At 72.1% G+C, this 16,930-nt stretch carries 18 protein-coding genes; 8 read left to right on the top strand and 10 right to left on the bottom strand.

What is annotated here, in order from left to right:
* Nucleotides 1–81 precede the first annotated feature (81 nt).
* The gene (locus E1294_RS23125; RefSeq protein WP_132511408.1) at nt 82–591 is read right to left on the bottom strand and encodes a DinB family protein; all 510 of its coding nucleotides are present in this window, start codon (nt 589–591) and stop codon (nt 82–84) included.
* Between the two features lie 43 nt (nt 592–634).
* The gene (locus E1294_RS23120) at nt 635–1,315 is read right to left on the bottom strand and encodes an SAM-dependent methyltransferase (RefSeq protein ID WP_132511406.1); all 681 of its coding nucleotides are present in this window, start codon (nt 1,313–1,315) and stop codon (nt 635–637) included.
* Between the two features lie 133 nt (nt 1,316–1,448).
* Between E1294_RS23120 and E1294_RS23115 the strand changes: the two genes are divergently transcribed.
* Complete coding sequence (locus E1294_RS23115) at nt 1,449–2,027, top strand: helix-turn-helix domain-containing protein (RefSeq protein WP_132511404.1); 579 nt, start codon at nt 1,449–1,451, stop codon at nt 2,025–2,027.
* A 90-nt stretch (nt 2,028–2,117) separates the two neighbouring features.
* Here E1294_RS23115 and E1294_RS23110 read toward each other — a convergent pair whose 3' ends face one another.
* A complete protein-coding gene (locus E1294_RS23110) occupies nt 2,118–3,149 on the bottom strand; it encodes an Rv2578c family radical SAM protein (protein WP_132511402.1) in 1,032 nt (343 codons plus the stop codon).
* Between the two features lie 134 nt (nt 3,150–3,283).
* Here E1294_RS23110 and E1294_RS23105 point away from each other — a divergent pair, with 134 nt between their 5' ends.
* The 4 genes from E1294_RS23105 (at nt 3,284) to E1294_RS23085 (ending at nt 6,427) form a co-directional block, all read left to right on the top strand.
* A complete protein-coding gene (locus E1294_RS23105) occupies nt 3,284–3,565 on the top strand; it encodes a DUF3040 domain-containing protein (protein ID WP_132511400.1) in 282 nt (93 codons plus the stop codon).
* A 383-nt stretch (nt 3,566–3,948) separates the two neighbouring features.
* Nucleotides 3,949–4,674, top strand: coding sequence for a TetR/AcrR family transcriptional regulator (locus E1294_RS23095; protein ID WP_132511398.1), 726 nt, complete (start codon nt 3,949–3,951; stop codon nt 4,672–4,674).
* 60 nt (nt 4,675–4,734) lie between these two features.
* Entirely contained in the window at nt 4,735–5,379 is a 645-nt protein-coding gene (locus E1294_RS23090; protein ID WP_132511396.1) for a PadR family transcriptional regulator, read from the top strand.
* Nucleotides 5,380–5,560: 181 nt separating this feature from the next.
* On the top strand, nt 5,561–6,427 hold the full coding sequence (locus E1294_RS23085) for an alpha/beta fold hydrolase (RefSeq protein WP_132511394.1): 867 nt from the start codon (nt 5,561–5,563) through the stop codon (nt 6,425–6,427).
* A gap of 7 nt (nt 6,428–6,434) precedes the next feature.
* Here the strand turns inward: E1294_RS23085 and E1294_RS23080 are convergent, their stop codons facing one another.
* The 5 genes from E1294_RS23080 to E1294_RS23060 form a co-directional block, all read right to left on the bottom strand.
* A complete protein-coding gene (locus tag E1294_RS23080; protein WP_246083207.1) occupies nt 6,435–8,009 on the bottom strand; it encodes a penicillin-binding transpeptidase domain-containing protein in 1,575 nt (524 codons plus the stop codon).
* Between the two features lie 65 nt (nt 8,010–8,074).
* The gene (locus E1294_RS23075) at nt 8,075–8,737 is read right to left on the bottom strand and encodes a lysophospholipid acyltransferase family protein (RefSeq protein ID WP_246083206.1); all 663 of its coding nucleotides are present in this window, start codon (nt 8,735–8,737) and stop codon (nt 8,075–8,077) included.
* Between the two features lie 253 nt (nt 8,738–8,990).
* Complete coding sequence (locus E1294_RS23070) at nt 8,991–9,587, bottom strand: NUDIX hydrolase (protein ID WP_132511390.1); 597 nt, start codon at nt 9,585–9,587, stop codon at nt 8,991–8,993.
* Nucleotides 9,588–9,726: 139 nt separating this feature from the next.
* On the bottom strand, nt 9,727–10,035 hold the full coding sequence (locus E1294_RS23065) for a hypothetical protein (RefSeq protein ID WP_132511388.1): 309 nt from the start codon (nt 10,033–10,035) through the stop codon (nt 9,727–9,729).
* Between the two features lie 91 nt (nt 10,036–10,126).
* Nucleotides 10,127–12,115 carry a HelD family protein gene (locus E1294_RS23060; RefSeq protein ID WP_132511386.1) on the bottom strand — a complete coding sequence of 663 codons (1,989 nt, stop codon included), beginning with the start codon at nt 12,113–12,115 and terminating at the stop codon, nt 10,127–10,129.
* Nucleotides 12,116–12,182: 67 nt separating this feature from the next.
* Here E1294_RS23060 and E1294_RS23055 point away from each other — a divergent pair, with 67 nt between their 5' ends.
* A complete protein-coding gene (locus tag E1294_RS23055; protein WP_132511384.1) occupies nt 12,183–12,785 on the top strand; it encodes a TetR family transcriptional regulator in 603 nt (200 codons plus the stop codon).
* A 30-nt stretch (nt 12,786–12,815) separates the two neighbouring features.
* Here E1294_RS23055 and E1294_RS23050 read toward each other — a convergent pair whose 3' ends face one another.
* Nucleotides 12,816–13,226, bottom strand: coding sequence for a nuclear transport factor 2 family protein (locus E1294_RS23050; protein ID WP_132511382.1), 411 nt, complete (start codon nt 13,224–13,226; stop codon nt 12,816–12,818).
* Nucleotides 13,223–14,068 carry an SDR family oxidoreductase gene (locus E1294_RS23045; protein WP_132511380.1) on the bottom strand — a complete coding sequence of 282 codons (846 nt, stop codon included), beginning with the start codon at nt 14,066–14,068 and terminating at the stop codon, nt 13,223–13,225. The genes E1294_RS23050 and E1294_RS23045 overlap by 4 nt, the downstream gene beginning before the upstream one ends.
* 71 nt (nt 14,069–14,139) lie before the next feature.
* On the opposite strand from E1294_RS23045, the gene E1294_RS23040 reads away from it, so the two are divergent.
* Both E1294_RS23040 and E1294_RS23035 read left to right on the top strand, forming a co-directional pair.
* Nucleotides 14,140–15,090 (top strand): AraC family transcriptional regulator, encoded by a 951-nt coding sequence (locus E1294_RS23040; RefSeq protein WP_246083205.1) that lies wholly within the window; start codon nt 14,140–14,142, stop codon nt 15,088–15,090.
* Between the two features lie 218 nt (nt 15,091–15,308).
* Nucleotides 15,309–16,922 carry a SulP family inorganic anion transporter gene (locus E1294_RS23035; protein WP_132511463.1) on the top strand — a complete coding sequence of 538 codons (1,614 nt, stop codon included), beginning with the start codon at nt 15,309–15,311 and terminating at the stop codon, nt 16,920–16,922.
* Nucleotides 16,923–16,930: the final 8 nt, after the last annotated feature.

Below are 16,930 nucleotides of genomic sequence, written 5' to 3'. Positions count from 1 at the left end.
CCATGCTGACACCTGGCACGGCGCCCGAGCCAGTCCTTTTCCGCCCGCGCCTCCGCACGGCCGGTTCCTTGCGGAGCGAGGTCAGCGGCCGGTGGATCCGTCGATCTGCTCGCGCAGGATGTCGGCGTGGCCGGCGTGCCTGCCGGTCTCTTCGATCATGTGCACCAGGACCCATCGCATCGAGGGCGCCGGCCCTGGGCGGGTGGGCCGCGGAGCGGGAAGAGCCAGATCCGGGCAGGCGTCGATGACCTGGTTCGCTCGCTCGACGGTCTTCCGGTAGTCGGCGAGCACGCCGTCGACGGTGTCCTTGGGGGACGGCCGCATGGTCGCGGGCCAGTCGCCGACGTCCTCGCCGAGGAAGTAGAACCGTTCGACGAACGCCAGATGCCTGAGCAGCCCGAGAAGGTTGGTGCCCGAGGGCACCCCGCCCGTTCGGACGTGCGGTTCCGGCACGCCCGCGACCTTGTACGCGATCGCGTTCCGCAGATAGTCGAGGAAGCCCCTCAGGGTGGCCTTCTCGTCGGCGCCGGTCCGCGGGGGCGTGGCGTCCTTCGCCCGCTTCCCGGAACCTCGCGCGTTGTTGTCCGGCATGGGGGTCACTCCGTTCCGACGTGACGTCGTGTGGTTCGGGCGGTCATCTGGCGGTTCGCTGGACGAGTAGGACGATGTCGATGACGGTGGCGCTCTCGCCGGCGGGTCCGGTCGCCCGCCGGCTGGGCATGTCGGCGCGCAGGACGGACCAGCGCGCGGGGTCGAGGTCGAGTTCCGCGGCGATCTCGGCGGGTGCGGGGTAGCGGGTGTCGGGATCCTGGTTCCACGACCAGGGCGCGGTGGAGCCGTGGTCGACGATCAGCAGCAGACCACCGGGACGCAGGGCCCGTGCGGCGGTGCGCAGGACCCGGCTGCGGAGCAACGGGAACGGGGTGTGGAAGTACTGGGCCGAGACCAGGTCGAACCGCCCGGCCGGGAAGCTCCTGGCCAGATCGTGTTGTTCGGTGACGACCCGGTCCGCGACGCCGAGATCGCGGGCGCGTTCCCGTACCCGTTCGACGGCGGTGGTGGAGATGTCCACGGCGGTGACGTGCCAGCCCTGCCGGGCGAGCCAGATGGCGTCGCCCCCGGCGCCGCAACCCAGGTCCAGGGCGGCGCCGGGGCGCAGCGGCGCGGCGGTCTCGGCGAGCAGCGGGTTGACGCCGGCCCAGGAGCGCCGGGCGCGGTAGTGCCGCTCCCAGAACAGCTCGGCGTCCTGCTCCGCCGCCGTGCCCTGGCCGTCCCGGGCGCCGGCCGTGGGCCGTTGGTGTCGGGTGGAATCCATCAGAGATGTCCCTTCGCCGGTCGGCGTGCCGAGCGTGATCCGATACGCGCCCGCGACGCCGACGATGTACCGACAGCATCGCTACCGCCATTTCCAGGTTGCAAGAAAAGTTGCGGATGCGCATTATCGGGCGATGGACAATTCTGTAGGAGACGTTCTGACGGGAGTCGGGCCGCGTCTGCGTGCCCTGCGCCGGGCGCGCGGCACCACGCTGGCGGAGCTGGCCGACGAGACCGGCCTCACAGCCAGCACCCTGTCCCGTCTGGAGAACGGCAAGCTCCGTCCCACCCTGGAGCAGCTCCTGCCGCTGGCCCGGGCGCACGGCGTGCCGCTCGACGACCTGGTCGCGGCCCCGCCGACCGGCGATCCGCGCATCCACCTGCGGCCGGTACGGCGATCCGGGCTGGTGCTGGTGCCGCTGACCAGGCGGGCAGGTGGGATCCAGGCCTACAAGGTGATCTATCCACCCGCCGGCCGGACGTCCACGATGACGTTGCAGACCCACGAGGGATACGAGTGGTTCTACGTCCTCGACGGACACGTCAGGTTCGTGCTCGGCGAGCAGGAGTTCCTGCTCGGCGTCGGGGAGGCCGCGGAGTTCGACACCCGCATACCGCACTCCATCGGCAGCGCCGACAGCCGGCCTGCGGAGCTGCTCACCCTGTTCGGAGCGCAGGGAGAGCGCGCCCATCTGGGACCGTCCGGCCATTGACCGTCGCGGCCCTCCGCTCCGCGTGCACGCCGCCTCCTCCGGACGACGGCTGACGGCGACCGCGATGGGTGTGCATGGCGCGTGCGGTGGTCACAGGAGGCGGAGCTGCTCGGGCTCGGCCGGGCCGGGTGGGCGGCGGGGCGGGACGCGGCGGGCCATGGCAGGGGTGGCGCGGCCGACGCCGTGGCGCTCGGCCAGCTCCTTGACCAGCCCGGTCACGCGCGCCTGGTAGGTCTTGGGCGCGTAGGCCCCTCTGCCGTAGAGCTCCAGATAGCGCGGCACCAGCCGTGGGTGCTCGCGCGAGAGCCACCCCAGCCACCACTCGCGCGCCCCCGGCCGCAGGTGCAGCACGATGGGCGCGATGTGGGTGGCGCCCGACTCGGCGATCTCCTTGACCGTGCGCTCCACCTGGGCGGGGGAGTCGGTGAGGTAGGGCAGGATCGGCGCCATCAGCACGCCGCAGGCGATGCCGTTGTCGTTGAGAGTGGCGCACGTCTCCAGCCGTCGCCGCGGGTGGGGCGTGCCCGCCTCGATCGCCCGCCACAGCCCGGCGTCGACGAACCCGACCGAGACGCCGGCGCTCACGTCGGTCACACCGGCGGCCTCGGTCAGCAGGTCGAGGTCGCGCAGGATGAGCGTGCCCTTGGTCAGGATGGAGAACGGGTTGGCGGCGTCGCGCAGCGCGGCCAGGATCCCGCGCATCAACCGGTAGCGGCCCTCGGCCCGCTGGTAGCAGTCGACGTTGGTGCCCATCGCGATATGGTGACCACCCCAGCGGGGTGCGGCCAGCTCCTTGCGGGCCAGTTCGGCGGCGTTGACCTTGACCACGATCTTCGAGTCGAAGTCCGCTCCGGCGTCCATGTCCAGATATTCGTGCGTCCTGCGGGCGAAGCAGTAGACGCAGCGATGGCTGCAGCCACGGTAGGGGTTGATCGTGTACTCGAACGGCACCCGGCTGGCCCCCGGCACCTTGTTGATGATGGACCGGGCCTGGATCTCGTAGAAGATCATCCCCTTGAACTCGGGCGTGTCGAACGTGCGGGTGACCGCGCCGCGGGCGAACAGCGGCATGGCCGGATCGTCCTGACCGGGCGCGGCCAGGCGCAGGTTGTCCCAGCGCATCCCATGATTAGAACAAAGATTCGAGCATGATCGCAAAGGAAAAGAGGTGGCAATTACCCGGTCGGGCGGGGGCTAATGATCTTCATGGTTGGGCAGAAACACGCCTGAAGAGCTTGCGTTCGGGAGGTGCACCCATGGCCTGGTCGCAGGACGAGGAGCGGATGCTGGCGGAGATCGAGCAGCACCTCGTCGACGACGACCCGCGACTCGTGGCTCGGCTCGAGTCGTTCAACGAGCGGGTCCGTCGCAGCGAGTCGAAGACCCAGCGGCCGCCGGGTGCCGCGCGCAGGCCACGCCGCTCGACGGTGATCATCCTGATCAGCTGGCTGCTCATCGCGACCCTCATCGCCACCCTCCTGATCATGGTGCTCCGTCTCGACGCCGCCGCCGCTCTGGCCCTGGCCGCGGCCTTCTGAGTCACGGCCTTCTGGGTCACGGCCTTCTGGGTCACGGCCTTCTGGGTCACGGCCTTCTGGGTCACCGCCTTCTGAGTCACGCTCCGCTGCACGGCCTTCCGTGCGCTCCCCACCGCGCGGAGCCGGATCTTCAACGCGATCCCCCGGGGCATGGACGGCTCGGCCTGGAGCGAGACATGCGGCAAGGCGTACGCACCGACCTCGCGCGGTTCGCCATATGATCACGCGTCGTAGCTCGGGTGAACCACGGTCACCGGAGAACTCCGTCACCGCCAAGTCGTCGGTCCGCCTTGATCCTTAATAGCGCTAAGATTCCCTACTTCTATTAGGGAACCATAGATACCCTAGGATGGCACCGTTCGTGTCCCGGGGGAGGGTGGACTATGGCCGCGCAGGGGCCAAGCAGGCGCGACAGGGTCAGGCAGGCGACGCTGGCGGAGATCCGCGCGGTCGCGCGCAAGCTGCTGATCGAGAAGGGCCCGGCCGCCGTGACGATCAACGCCGTGGCCAGGGAGATGGGGATGAGCGGGCCGGCGCTCTACCACTACTTCGCCGGGCACGACGAGCTGGTCGGCGCGGTGACCGCCGACTTCTTCCGCGAGCTCACGGCGGTGGTGGAGGCGGCGCGCGACTCCTGCCCGCCGGACGAGCACGGCCGCCGGCTCCTGGCGGCGTGCCGGGCGATGCGCGGCTGGGCGATCATGCATCAGGCGGAGTTCGGCTGGGTGTTCGCCAGCCCGATCACCGCCGAGCGGCGGCCCGACTCGCCGCGCGAGCTGGCCGGGCGCGACTTCGAGCAGGTCTTCCTGGAGGAGGTCGCCGAGTTGTGGAAGGCGCGCCCGTTCCCGGTGCCCGCGCCCGGGGAGCTGCATCTGTCCATCGCGGAGCAATTGCGCGTGTACGCGGACTCATCCGGGGTGGACATGCCGGTGGAGGCCGTGCACGTCTTCCTGACGTGCTGGATCAGGCTGTACGGCCTGCTCTGCATGGAGGTGCTCAACCAGCTGAGCTTCGCCTACTCCGACCTGGAACCGGTCTTCGAGGAATGTCTGCGGGAGATGGCCCCCAAGCTCGGCCTCGACTACGACGAGGCGACCCCGTCCCGGTGACGGTCTTTACCGCCTGATACTCGTAAGCGTATATTCGTAGACGAGTAGGAGGTGAGCGAGATGCCGAAGCGGCGACGGGTCGGAAACCTGATGGCGCTCGCCGTGCTGACCGCGGTCGTCCAGCGGCCGATGCACCCCTACGAGATGGCCTCGGTCCTGCGGGCGCGCGGCAAGGACCAGGACATGCCGATCAAATGGGGTTCCCTCTACACCGTGGTCCGCAACCTGGAGAAACACGGCCTGCTGGAGGTCGTGGAGAGCGGGCGGCAGGGCGCCAGGCCGGAGCGCACGATCTACCGCGTCACCGACGCCGGCCGCCAGGAGGCCGACGATTGGACCCGCGAGCTGCTGTCGGCCCCCGAGCGGGAGCCGTCGGCGTTCGAGGCCGGGCTGTCAGTGATGGGCGGGCTCGGTCCCGACGAGGTCGCGGCACTGCTGCGGCAGCGCCTCGATGAGCTGCGACGCCAGATCGGCGACGACCGCCGGGGGCTGGATCAACAGCGTGGCGAGCTGCCCCGGCTCTTCCTCCTGGAGTCGGAGTACGCGCTGGCGATGCGGGAGGCGCAGGCCCGCTGGGTGAGCTCGCTGCTGGCGGACCTCGGCGGAGGCGTGTTCCCCGGCCTGGAGGAGTGGCGCGCCTATCACCGCACGGGCCGGATGCCCTCTGACGTGGCGGACCTCGCCGAGAGGGGCCGCACCGACTGAACAACCAGGCAGCGGCCACCGCAGGCACGGCCGCACCAAGAAAAACCCGGCGGGGGTGTTGCAGCACCGCCGCCGGGAGACCTCGCACCGCGAATCCGCGAAGCGGACCCCGGCCACGAGATGGCACTCGCAACAATAGCCGGGCTCCCTTCACGGGCTGAAACCACCATGGGAGCCACGCATGACGACCACCACCACCATGGGCGACGTGACGTCTAAGGACGGCACCACGATCGGCTACCACCGGCTCGGCCGCGGCCCCGGCCTCGTTGTCCTGCACGGAACCATGCAGGTCGGCCGCAGCCAGATCGAGCTGGCCCAGGCGCTCTCGGACGACTTCACCTGCTACCTGCCCGACCGCCGAGGCCGCGGCATGAGCGGCGCGTACGGTCCCGCCTACGGCGTCGAGCGGGAGACCGAGGACCTCCACGCCCTGCTGACGGCGACCGGCGCCCGCTACGCCGTCGGCATCAGCTCGGGCGCCATCATCGCGCTGCGCACCGCCCTCACCTCTTCGGCCCTCGACAAGATCGTGCTGTTCGAACCCCCGCTGGACATCGCCGGCTCCAACCCGACGGACTGGCTGCCCCGCTTCGACCGCGAGATCGCCGCGGGCGACACCACGGCGGCGCTGGTCACCGGCATGCGGGCCACCCGCATGGGCCCGCCGATCTTCATGATGATGCCGCGCGTCCTGCTGGAGCGGCTCACCGTCATGGCGCAGAAGCGGCAGGAAAGGGACGAGACGGACGGGGAGCCGACGTTCGACGAGCTCGCCCCGACGCTGCACTACGACGTCCAGGTGGTGGCCGAAACGGCCACGGCCGGCGATCCGGTGGCCTACCGGCCGGTGGACGCCGAGGTGCTGCTGCTCGGCGGCGCCAGAAGCCCGGCCTACCTGCGTATGGCGCTCGACGCGCTGGAGCGCGTGCTGCCGCGCGCCCGTCGGGTGGAGCTGGCGGGTCTCGGCCACAGCGCCACCTGCAACGCCTCCCGGCGCGGGCGGCCGGAACGGGTGGCCGCCGAGATCCGCGAGTTCCTCATCTGAGCCCGGCTCAGAGGCCCTTGAGGAAGGTGGCCGCCACCGGGGCGGCCACCGACCCGCCGCCGCCACCGCCCTCCACGACCACCGCGAACGCCACGTCGTCCTTGAACCCGATGAACCAGGCGTGGCTGTCGAGCTTCTCGCCGGTGCCGTATTCGGCGGTGCCGGTCTTGCCGTGAGTGCCGGCGGGCAGCCCGGCCGCCTTGGCGGTGCCCTTGGTCACCACGGCCGACATCATCGCGTGCAGGGCGTCCTTGACCCCTTCGGGCAGCTTCCGCTCGGAGGCCTTCTGCTTGAGCTCGGGCACCAGCGTCGGCGGCCGCCACGTGCCGTCGGCGAGGGCGGCGGCCACCGACGCCATCGACAGCGGGCTCGCGGTGATCCTGGCCTGCCCGAACGACTCCGCGGCCAGCTCGGCGTCGGACTCGGCCTTGGGGAAGCCGGCGTCGGTGGCCGGCACGCCGATGTTGAGAGGCTGGTTGAAGCCGACGGACTCGGCCGCCTCCAGCAGCTTGTCGGCGCCCAGCTCCCGCTGCGCCAGCGGCGCGAACGTCGTGTTGCACGAGTGGGCGAACGCGTCGAGGAACGACACCGACCCGAACTCCGCCTTGTCGGAGTTACGGATTTTCAGCCCGCCGACGGTCGCGTATTGCGGGCACGTCACCTTGTCCTGCGCCGACACCCCGGCCGCCAGCAGCCCGATCGCGGTGACCGCCTTGAAGGTCGAACCGGGCGGATAGCGGCCGTCCAGCGCCCGGTTGAAGCCGCCCTTGTTGTTGACCACGGACAGGATCTCGCCGGTCGACGCCTTGATCGCCACCATCGACGCGGGCTTTTCGATGTCCTTGACCGCGTCGACCGCGGCGTCCTGCACCTTCGGGTCGAGCGTGGTGCGCAGGGGCTCGCCGTCCTTGCCCTCGATGGTCTCCAGGGTCTTGCCGCCGAGCATGATCTCCGTGGACGGTGTGCCGGCCAGCTGCTTCTGGAACGTCCTCTGCAGTCCGTGGTGCCCGATGGTCTGCCCGGGTTCGTAGGCTGAGCCGAGCTTGGCGGCATCTTTCTTGGAGGCCTTGTCGAGATAGCCGACGAGCTGCTGCACGGAACCGCCGACCGTGCCGGTGTCGATGCGCCCGCCCTCGGCGTCGGTGATCTCGGCGCGCTCGGGCCAGTGGGTCTTCACCTCGAACGACGCCCCCTCGGTCATCGACGGGTGCAGCGTGGTGGACTTCCAGTCGACCTTCCAGGTGCGGTCGGCCACCTTGAGGTCGATCTCGCCCTCGTAGACCCAGGTGCCGATGTCCTTCAGCGTCAGGGTCGCGGTGTAGGGGGCGCTGGCCCGATCGTCGCCCTCGGTGACCTGGCCCAGCCGGATCACGGTCGACTCCACCGCGAGCGCCTCGCGTTGCTGGTCGTACGCGCTGAACTGCTGCGGTGCGGCCAGCTCGGCCGCCATGGCGGCCTTGTCGCCCGCCTGCCACGCGGCCGCGAAGCGCTGCGCCGTCTCGGCGGGCGTGCCCCTGGTGTGCAGCACGTAGTAGGCGCCGCCGCCCGCGGCCCCCACCGCGAGCACGGCGGCGACGGACACGATCGCGATCGTACGACCCCGCGCCACTGATCAGCCCCCTCGTCATCGACGCCGGACGGCCCGGCTCATGGTGTGCCGTTGGCGGCGGCCTTGAGGCTCGACGCGTAGGCCGGCACGTATTCCTGCCCTGACAACTTCTGAACGGCCGCCATGATCTCATCGGTCACCCGGCGGCGGTCACGTGCCTTGGTGTGGTCGCCATCGAAACGCAGGGGCGCCCCGATGGCGATGCCGATCCGCGCGGGCCTCGGCACACTGGCCCCGGGCGGCAGCACCTTCTCTGTGCCGCTGAGCGCCACGGGCAGCACGGGGGCGCCCGTCTTGAGCGCCAGCCAGGCCACGCCGACCTTGCCGCGGTAGAGGCGACCGTCGGGGGAGCGGGTGCCCTCGGGGTGGATGCCGAACAACTCGCCCCGCTCCAGCAGCGCGGCGGCCTCGTCGAGCATGACCTGGGCGGAGTGCGCGCTCTCGCGGTCGATCGGCAGGCTCCCGCCCAGCCGCATGAAGAACCCGGAGACCGGGTTGCCGTCGAAGTATTCGTTCTTGGCGGTGAAGGTCACGTGCCGCGGCAGCAGCGCGGGGAGCAGGAACGAGTCGAGCACCGACAGGTGGTTGGCGGCCAGGATCGCGGGCCCGCTCCTCGGCACGTGGGCCGCACCGGTGACATGCGGCCGGCACATGGCGTGTGCCAGCGGCGCGGCGGCGAACTTGACCACTTCGTACAGCAACGAGCTCTCCTGCGATCATCGGGCGGTCGGCCACCCCACCATAAAGCAGGCGCCCCGCCGGTGGGCGGGACGCCTGGAAAAGCTGTTAAGGCCGATGTGGCGGTCGCCTCCTCGGCGAGATGCACAACACGGCTCCAGCCGAACGGTATTCCGTGAAGGCGGTAATTTGCGGCCCGGGGGACACAGACCACATCGGCCATTCGATGCTAACGGACATCCGGCGACGCATATTCCATACGCCCCAAAGAATCGGTCACGTTCGTGTCCAATGTGGTTGCGCGACGTCGAAGACCCGCTGCTCGCGGCCACGCAGCGCCACCTCCGCGAACTGCCACAAAATCGCCCCGGTCGGCGCGTGGATCACGATCGAGGGGCCCAGCGGCATCTGCAGCAGCTTGCCCTTCCAGCGCGGCACCCCCGGCGCCAGGAACCGCTCCAGCGGCACCGCGTGCACCGAGGCCACCTCGCGCGGGTCGGCCACCGGCTCCTGCCGGCCGCCGAACGCCACCACCGGCGTGATCACGAATCCCGAGTCGGTGACGAAGTCGTCGAGCAGCCCGGCCACCTCGACGCTGTCGACGCCGGTCTCCTCGGCCAGCTCACGCAGCGCCGCGTCCACGGGCCGCTCGCCGTCGTCGAGCCGCCCGCCGGGCAGCGCCCACTGCCCGGGGTTGCGGCCGTGCGGCGCCCGCTTGATCAGGATCGTGTACGGGCGGCGCTCGGCGTCCTCCAGCACGCACACGGTGACGGCGGCCCTGCGCACCCCGCCGACCGGCGGCACCTGCCTGCGGTCGAAGGCGGCCAGATGGGCGATGATCTGCTCGCGCAGCACGTCAATGGGCGACAGCACGCCACCAGGATCTCACGGCGCGTGTGACGTGCGCCGACCGTGGCACGGCGCCGGCGCAGGAACTCCCGCTCCGGCGCCGTGCCCGCCAGCTCCAGCGCCCGCCCGTACGCGGCCCCACCGGGCGTGGCGATGTGCCGGATCAGGCGGACATGCTGCTCGTGACCAGGATGCCGAGCAGGAAACCCAGGATCATCCCCACCCCGGCGGCGACGGCGGCCCACTTGCCCAGAGGCTCCCCGCGCGTGTGGCCGACGATGCCCAGCACGATGCCGGCCAGGCCGAACACGATCGGGACGAACAGCACGGCGACCGCGGCGCAGAGGAACCCGATGATCGACAACACCTGGTTGGCCGGCCGCGGCTGTTGGGGCGGCTGCGAGTAGGGCGGCGGCTGCGACCATCGGGGCGGAGGTTCGTCGCCGTGGGGCGGCTCAGGGGAGGTCGTCACTGCGCTGGCTCCTCTCGGAGGCGTGAACCACATCACACCTCGATCCGGCGGCCCTGTCGAGCCGGTGGGCCGGATCGGCAGCCATGCGGCTTCAGCGGGGCCGGGTGAGCTGGGGAGGCAACGGACGCGCGTGCACGATGTCGAGCCGGGAGACGGCCCGGGTGAGGGCGACGTACAGGCGGTTCAGCCCGCGCCGCTCCGCCTCGGCGACGGCGGCGGGCTCGGCCACGATCACGTGGTCGTACTCCAGCCCCTTGGCCATCGCGGCGGGCAGCACCGTCAGCCGCTCGCTCGCGGCGACGCCCTCGTCCCGCAGCGCCGCCGCGAGCTCCTCCACGTCCGCGCCGGCCGCGATCACGCCGATCGAGCCCTCGAACGCCAGCGCCTCGCGCACCGCCGCCACCACGCCCTTGGCCGGGTTCGCCACCCGGGTCACCCGCAGCCGGCCGTCGGCGCGGTACGAGCGCGTCGCGGGCACCTCCACGTCGAGCGCCGCCAGCAGCGTGTTGGCCAGGTCGACCACCGCCGCGGGCACCCGGAAGCCGGTGGTCAGGGCGATGACCCGGGCGTCCGGCTTGCCGAGCAGCTCCATGCGCTCCCGCCACGAGGTGGCGGCCCACGGGGTGGTGCCCTGGGCGAGGTCGCCGAGCACGGTGAGCGAGCCGTGCTCGCTGCGCCTGGCCACCGCCCGGCACTCCATGGGCGACAGGTCCTGGGCCTCGTCCACGATGACGTGCCCGTAGCCGCGCGGGCGCTCGACGAGGGCGGCCAGCTCGTCGAGCAGCACCAGGTCGGCGGCCGACCACGTGGCGCTCCTGACGCTGCGGGACGGCCTGTCCCAGGTGATGGCGGCGCGCTCGGCGTCCGTCAACACGCCTGCGGCCGGATCGGGGCCGGATCCGGGGCCGCGCAGCAGCTCGTACAGGACCTCCACGGGCTTGACGGCGGGCCAGAGCACGTCGAGCGACGAGGTGACGCCGCGGCCGATCTTGCGCAGCCAGGCGGCGTTCGGCGTCTGGCCGCGGGTCTCGGCCTGCCACCGGATCGACTCGACCACCCTCGCGCGTACGCGTTCCCGCCCGACGGCGTACGGGAGCGTCTCGCGCCGGGTGTCGTCCACGAAGCGGCGCAGTTCGTCCGCGTCCACCCGCCACCGGTAGGAGCCGTCGGGCACCACGACCGGCTCGACCGGCTTGCTGATCCGTCCGTACAGGGCCTTGCGCAGGACCGTCGCCATCCGGGCGTCATGTTTGACGGCGGCGGCCTGCTCGCTGTCGGCCGCGGTGACGGGGACGGCGCCGAGCAGCCGCTCCAGCGTGGTCTGCTCGACGTCCACCTCGCCGAGCGCGGGCAGGACGGCGGAGATGTAGCCGAGGAAGGCCCGGTTCGGGCCGAGCACCAGCACACCCGAGCGTTCGAGGCGCCGGCGGTGCGCGTACAGCAGGAAGGCGGCCCGGTGCAGCCCGACCGCGGTCTTACCGGTGCCGGGGGCGCCCTGGACGCAGATCGAGGTGTCCAGCTCGGCGCGTACGAGGTCGTCCTGCTCGGGCTGGATGGTGGCGACGATGTCGCGCATGGGTCCCACGCGGGGGCGTTCGATCTCGGCGGCGAGGATCTTGCTCTCGCCCTCCTCGCCCTCCTCGCCCTGTTCGAGCCGCTCGTCCTCGAAGCTCGTCAGGGTGGTGCCCGACCAGCCGAAGCGGCGGCGCACCGCCACGCCCTGGGGATCGCGGGCGCTGGCCCGGTAGAAGGCCCTTGAGACGGGCGCGCGCCAGTCGATCACGACGGGCGGGCCGCCGTGCTCGCCGGTGATGTGGCGCCGGCCGATGTGGTACGCGCGGCCGCGGTGCTCGGCCGAGCCCGGCCCGAAGTCGAGCCGGCCGAAGAACGGCGGCCCCTCGGGCTCCTCGCCGAGCTCCTTGGCCAGGCTCTTGAGGTGGCGTCCCAGCCGTTCCGCGCTGTAGCGGTCGCCGGCCACGGTCTCGCCGACGATCATGTTGTGGCGCGCGCCCTGCACCATCCTGCGCAGTCCGGCCATGCACTCTTCGACGTACCGTCTCTCGTCGTCGAGCGTGCCCATGGCACCTCCCTAAAGCGTTAACTCGGTTAAGAGATTAACCAGGTTAACACTTTGATAGGGTGTGCTCATGACGGGACTGCGAGAGCTTCAGCGGCAGCGGGTGCACGACGCCATCTCGACGGCGGCCATCGCGCTCTTCCTGGAGCACGGCTTCGACGAGGTGCCCGTGACGGAGATCGCGGCGGCGGCCGGTGTGTCGAAGCCGACGCTGTTCAAATACTTCCCGACGAAGGAGGACCTCGCCCTCCACCGCATCGCCGACCACCGGGGGGAGTCGGCGCGCGTGGTGCGGCGGCGCGCGGAGGGCGAGGGGGCGGTGCAGGCGCTGCGCCGCCACTTCCTCGACGGGCTCGCCCGGCACGACCCCGTCACCGGGCTCAACGACGACCCCGAGGTGGTGGCCTACCACCGAATGGTGTTCTTCACACCGAGCCTGGCGGCGCGGTTGTTGCAGCACATGGCGCTCGAAGAGCGGGCGCTCGCCGAGGCGCTGGCCGAGACGACCGACGACCTGACCGCGGGCCTGCTCGCGGGGCAGGTGCTGGCCACGCAGCGGGTGCTGGCCCGGCGCACCTGGGAGCAGCTGGCCGGTGGGCGGCCGCTCCGAGAGGTCGAGACCGAGGCGGTTCGCGCGGCCGGGAGGGCGTTCTCGCTGCTGCCCGCGCTGTGATGCCCGTGCTGTGACCCGCTGCCCGCGGGTTCAGCCGGGCGGAGCCGCCAGCCAGGTCTCGTGCAGGTGCAGCCAGCGCAGGCCCGGGCCGCGCCGGAACACCACCGTCGCCCGGCGCCCCCGCGCGGCCGGGGACGGCGCGTGCCCGCCGGGAGCCGTCCTGTGCCACTCCTCGTACGCCGCCACCACGAGATCGCCCGATTCGGCCACCACACGGACGTCGCGGATGGTGATCCTGAGGTCCGGCGCGCTGCCGTGGGAGCCTTCGACCCAGGCCCGCACCTCCCCCTGCGTCATCGCCACCCCGTCGGGGCCGACCAGGGTGAAGTCCGGCGCGAGCGCCCCGGCGAAGGACTCGAACCCTGCCCGGTCCGCCGCCCCGGTCAGCCACTCCTCGATCACCCGGTGATGGCGGATCACCTCACGCTCGGCGTCCGTCATGACAGGCCCCGGGCGGCGATCCAGTCGCGCAGCGGCGTGAGGCGGATGCCCAGCCGCTCCCCGGCGTCGTGGGCGGTGGCGAAGAAGCCGTCCGTGTCACGGATCCACCGGTAGGTGCCGGCGACCCCGGCGGCCGTCTCCGCGCCCGCCATCCGTGCCAGGCCCGCCTCGAACGCGTCCACGTCCTGCTCCTCGTATCGCACCCGCGGCCCGAACGCCGCCGCCAGCTCAGGCCCCGTCAGCGCCTGCGGCCCGCCCACGTCCAGCGTGAGCCCGTCCAGCCCGTCGCGCGTGAGCGCAGCGGCCGTCGCCGCGCCCAGGTCGTCGTGCGTCAGCCACGGTACGGCGACCCGCGCGGGCACGGGGTAACGCAGCACGCCCGAGCTCGCCAGCGGGCCGGACACCCAGGGAGCCAGCAGGTTGTCGGCGTACAGGGGCGGGCGCAGCACCACCGCCGGCACCCCGCTGCCCAGCAGGGTCGCCGCCGCGGTCCTGCGCGTGTCGAACACGGCCACGCCCGTCTCGCGCCCGGGCAGCCGGTTGCCCGTGTTGAACACCAGCCGCCGCACCCCGCCGGCCCGGGCGCCGCCGATCACGTGGCGCACGTAGGCGGAGACCGTGGCGGGGTCGAACTCCATGGGCAGCACCACCGACGCGTGCGTCACCCCGTCGAACGCCTCCTTCACCCGTCCGGCGTCCCCGAGGTCGCCGGGGAAGGGGCGTACCCCTTCTGGGACGTTCGCGGTGCGGGAGAAGCCGCGCACCTCGTGCCCCGCCGCGACCAGCCGGCGGGCGACGGCGCCGCCTTGGGCGCCCGAGGCGCCGATCACCAGGAATCTCATGGGGTCCATCTTTCCGGCGTGCGGCAATACGCTCTATAAAGGAAAGTCTCGCGATACTTAAGGATCGTCCGGTGGATGGTGACCTGCTGAGCGAGCTGCTGGGGCCGCTCCGCCTGCGCGGGGTGTTCCGCAGCCGCTGGACGGCCCGCGCGCCGTGGGGCGTGACGGGCGAGCGGGAAGACTGCGCCCTGCTGCACTACGTCAGTGAAGGCGCGTGCACGGTGGAGCTGCCGGAGGCCGAGCCGGTGCTGCTGGGCACGGGGGAATTGGCCGTCTTCCCGCACGGCGCGGGCCACCGGCTCGGCGACGCGCCCGGCGGCCCCGCCGTGCCGCTGGACGGCCTGCTCCCTGGGCGGGAGCCGGGCCTGGCGCGCAGGGTGTCGATCGACGGCCCGGGGCCGCTGACCGCCGTACTCTGCGGCGGGCTGCACTACGATGCCGCCGCCGCGGCCCCGCTCTACCGGGCGCTGCCGCAGATGCTCGTACTCGACCGGGCGGCGATCGCCGGCGAGCCGCTGCTCGGCGACATGCTGGACCGGCTGGCCGGCGGCTGGGACGGCGGGGAGCCCGGGCTGGAGATCGTCGCGTTGCGCGCCTTCGAGCTGGCCTTCGTGCTCGCCCTGCGCGCGGCCCTCGCGAACCTGTCCGAGGGCGAGCCGATCCTGCGCGCCCTGCGGCATCCGGCCGTCGGGGCGGCGCTGCTGGCCGTGCAGACCAGGTTCGCCGAGCCCTGGACGGTGGAGTCGCTGGCCGAGGAGTCGGGGCTGTCGCGTTCGGCGTTCGCGGCGGCCTTCCGCGAGCTCGTCGGCGAGGCGCCGATGCGGCACCTGACCGCCCGCAGGATGCAGGAGGCCGCGCGGCTGCTCGCCGAGAGCACGCTTCCGCACAGCCGGATCGCGCGGCGCGTCGGTTATCAGTCGACGGTTGGATTTCATCTGGCTTTCAAGCAATGGCATGGTTTGACACCCGGCGAATATCGCAAGAACGCCGACGTCCGCGCAGGTGGGAAAGGTTTCTGGTAGATATCATGACCGCCCCTTGACCCTTTGCGGAGTCAAGGCGATGCGGATATCGCGAGGCGGGCTCCTACCTGAAAGGACTGATTTGTGAGCGGACTTTCCCTGCACATCGTCGGCTACGGAAACGGATTGAGCGGTGACGGAAAGTGATCGGCGGAGTGTTGTCCCGCGGATGGGCGCGGGCACGTTCCGTGCTGCCCGAGCGCGCCGCGCTGGCCGCCATGGGGCGGACGCCCCGCCGTGACCTGCTCGCCGGTCTCACGGTGGCGATCGTGGCGCTGCCGCTCGCCCTCGGGTTCGGCATCTCCTCCGGCGCCGGCGCGGCGGCGGGCCTGGCCACCGCTGTGGTCGCCGGAGTGCTGGCCGCGCTGTTCGGCGGCTCGGACCTGCAGGTGACCGGCCCGACCGGGGCGATGACGGTGGTGCTCGTGCCGATCGTGCACGCGTACGGCATGCCCGGCGTGCTGGCGGTCGGCCTGATGGCCGGGATGCTGCTGATCGCTCTGGCCCTGGCGCGCGCGGGCCGGTACATCGCGCTCGTGCCTGCCCCCGTCGTGGCGGGCTTCACCGTCGGCATCGCCCTCGTCATCGGCCTGCAGCAGGTCCCCCACGCTCTCGGCGTGCCCGCCGGGGGCGGCGACACGGTCGCGGTCGCCGCCTGGCACGCACTGGTGCGCTTCCTCACCGAACCGCACTGGTGGGCCATGTGCGTCACCGTGGCCGTCGCCGCGGCGCTCATCGTGGGCGCGAGCCTGCGGCCCGCCGTGCCGTTCTCGCTGCTCGCCGTGGTCGCCGCCACCGTCGTCGCCGAGCTGGCCGAGCTGCCGCTGGCCAGGATCGGCGACCTGCCGGCCGGGCTGCCCGCGCCGTCGCTGGAGTTCCTCGACCCGGGGGCGCTGCCGTCCCTCATCGCGCCGGCCGTCGCGGTGGCCGCCCTGGCGGCGCTCTCGACCCTGCTGTCGGCCGCCGTCGCCGACGGCATGAGCGGCACCCACCGGCACGACCCCGACAGGGAGCTGTTCGGCCAGGGCGTCGCCAACCTCGTCGCCCCGCTGTTCGGCGGAATTCCCGCCACGGGCGCGATCGCCCGCACCGTGGTCAACGTCCGTGCGGGAGCCGGGTCCCGGCTGGCGGCGCTGGCGCACGCCGCCATCCTCGCCGTCATCGTCTACTGCGCGGCCGGGCTCGTCTCCCGGATTCCGCTGGCCGCGCTGGCCGGCGTGCTGGTCGCCACCTCGATACGCATGGTGGAGGTCGGGACGCTCAGAGCCATGGTCCGCTCCACGCGTGGCGACGCCGTGGTGCTGGTCCTGACCGCCGTCGCCACGCTGGCTCTCGACCTGGTGGTGGCCGTCGTCCTCGGCCTGATCGCGGCCGGGGCGCTGGCGCTGCGGGCCGTCGCCAGGAACACGCGCCTGCACCAGGAGCCGCTCCGCCGCGACCTGCACCCCGTGGCCGAGCACGCCCTGCTCACCGAGCACATCGTCACCTACCGCCTCGACGGGCCGCTGTTCTTCGCGGCCGCGCACCGCTTCCTGCTGGCGCTGTCCGAAGTGCGCGGCGTGTCCGTGGTGGTGCTGCGCATGTCCCGCGTCACCACCATCGACGCCAGCGGGGCGCTCGCCCTCGCCGACGCCATCGACCAGCTCGAGCGCCGCGGCATCATGGTGTACGTCTCGGGCATCCCCGACCGCCACCACCAGCCGCTGGAGGCGCTCGGGGTGGCCGGCCGCCTGTCCAGGGCCGGTCAGGTCTACCCGACGACCGGCGAGGCCATCACGGCCGCCCGCGACCGCCTCCACCACGCCGGCGTCCTCCCCGGCCTGGCCGGCTGAGCCCACCC

This window comes from Nonomuraea diastatica, assembly GCF_004349015.1.
Lineage (GTDB): Bacteria > Actinomycetota > Actinomycetes > Streptosporangiales > Streptosporangiaceae > Nonomuraea > Nonomuraea diastatica.
Note: the sequence above shows the minus strand (reverse complement) of the source record. Positions and strands in the feature narration are given on the sequence as shown.

What these genes read in the sequence shown, in the direction of transcription:
- E1294_RS23060 (WP_132511386.1), bottom strand. Translation starts at nt 12,115, where the DNA reads ATGGGCACGCTCGACGACGAGAGACGGTACGTCGAAGAGTGCATGGCC.
- E1294_RS23045 (WP_132511380.1), bottom strand. Translation starts at nt 14,068, where the DNA reads ATGAGATTCCTGGTGATCGGCGCCTCGGGCGCCCAAGGCGGCGCCGTC.
- E1294_RS23095 (WP_132511398.1), top strand. Translation starts at nt 3,949, where the DNA reads ATGGCCGCGCAGGGGCCAAGCAGGCGCGACAGGGTCAGGCAGGCGACG.
- E1294_RS23055 (WP_132511384.1), top strand. Translation starts at nt 12,183, where the DNA reads ATGACGGGACTGCGAGAGCTTCAGCGGCAGCGGGTGCACGACGCCATC.
- E1294_RS23105 (WP_132511400.1), top strand. Translation starts at nt 3,284, where the DNA reads ATGGCCTGGTCGCAGGACGAGGAGCGGATGCTGGCGGAGATCGAGCAG.
- E1294_RS23050 (WP_132511382.1), bottom strand. Translation starts at nt 13,226, where the DNA reads ATGACGGACGCCGAGCGTGAGGTGATCCGCCATCACCGGGTGATCGAG.
- E1294_RS23120 (WP_132511406.1), bottom strand. Translation starts at nt 1,315, where the DNA reads ATGGATTCCACCCGACACCAACGGCCCACGGCCGGCGCCCGGGACGGC.
- E1294_RS23125 (WP_132511408.1), bottom strand. Translation starts at nt 591, where the DNA reads ATGCCGGACAACAACGCGCGAGGTTCCGGGAAGCGGGCGAAGGACGCC.
- E1294_RS23085 (WP_132511394.1), top strand. Translation starts at nt 5,561, where the DNA reads ATGACGACCACCACCACCATGGGCGACGTGACGTCTAAGGACGGCACC.
- E1294_RS23090 (WP_132511396.1), top strand. Translation starts at nt 4,735, where the DNA reads ATGCCGAAGCGGCGACGGGTCGGAAACCTGATGGCGCTCGCCGTGCTG.
- E1294_RS23115 (WP_132511404.1), top strand. Translation starts at nt 1,449, where the DNA reads ATGGACAATTCTGTAGGAGACGTTCTGACGGGAGTCGGGCCGCGTCTG.
- E1294_RS23110 (WP_132511402.1), bottom strand. Translation starts at nt 3,149, where the DNA reads ATGCGCTGGGACAACCTGCGCCTGGCCGCGCCCGGTCAGGACGATCCG.
- E1294_RS23035 (WP_132511463.1), top strand. Translation starts at nt 15,309, where the DNA reads ATGGGGCGGACGCCCCGCCGTGACCTGCTCGCCGGTCTCACGGTGGCG.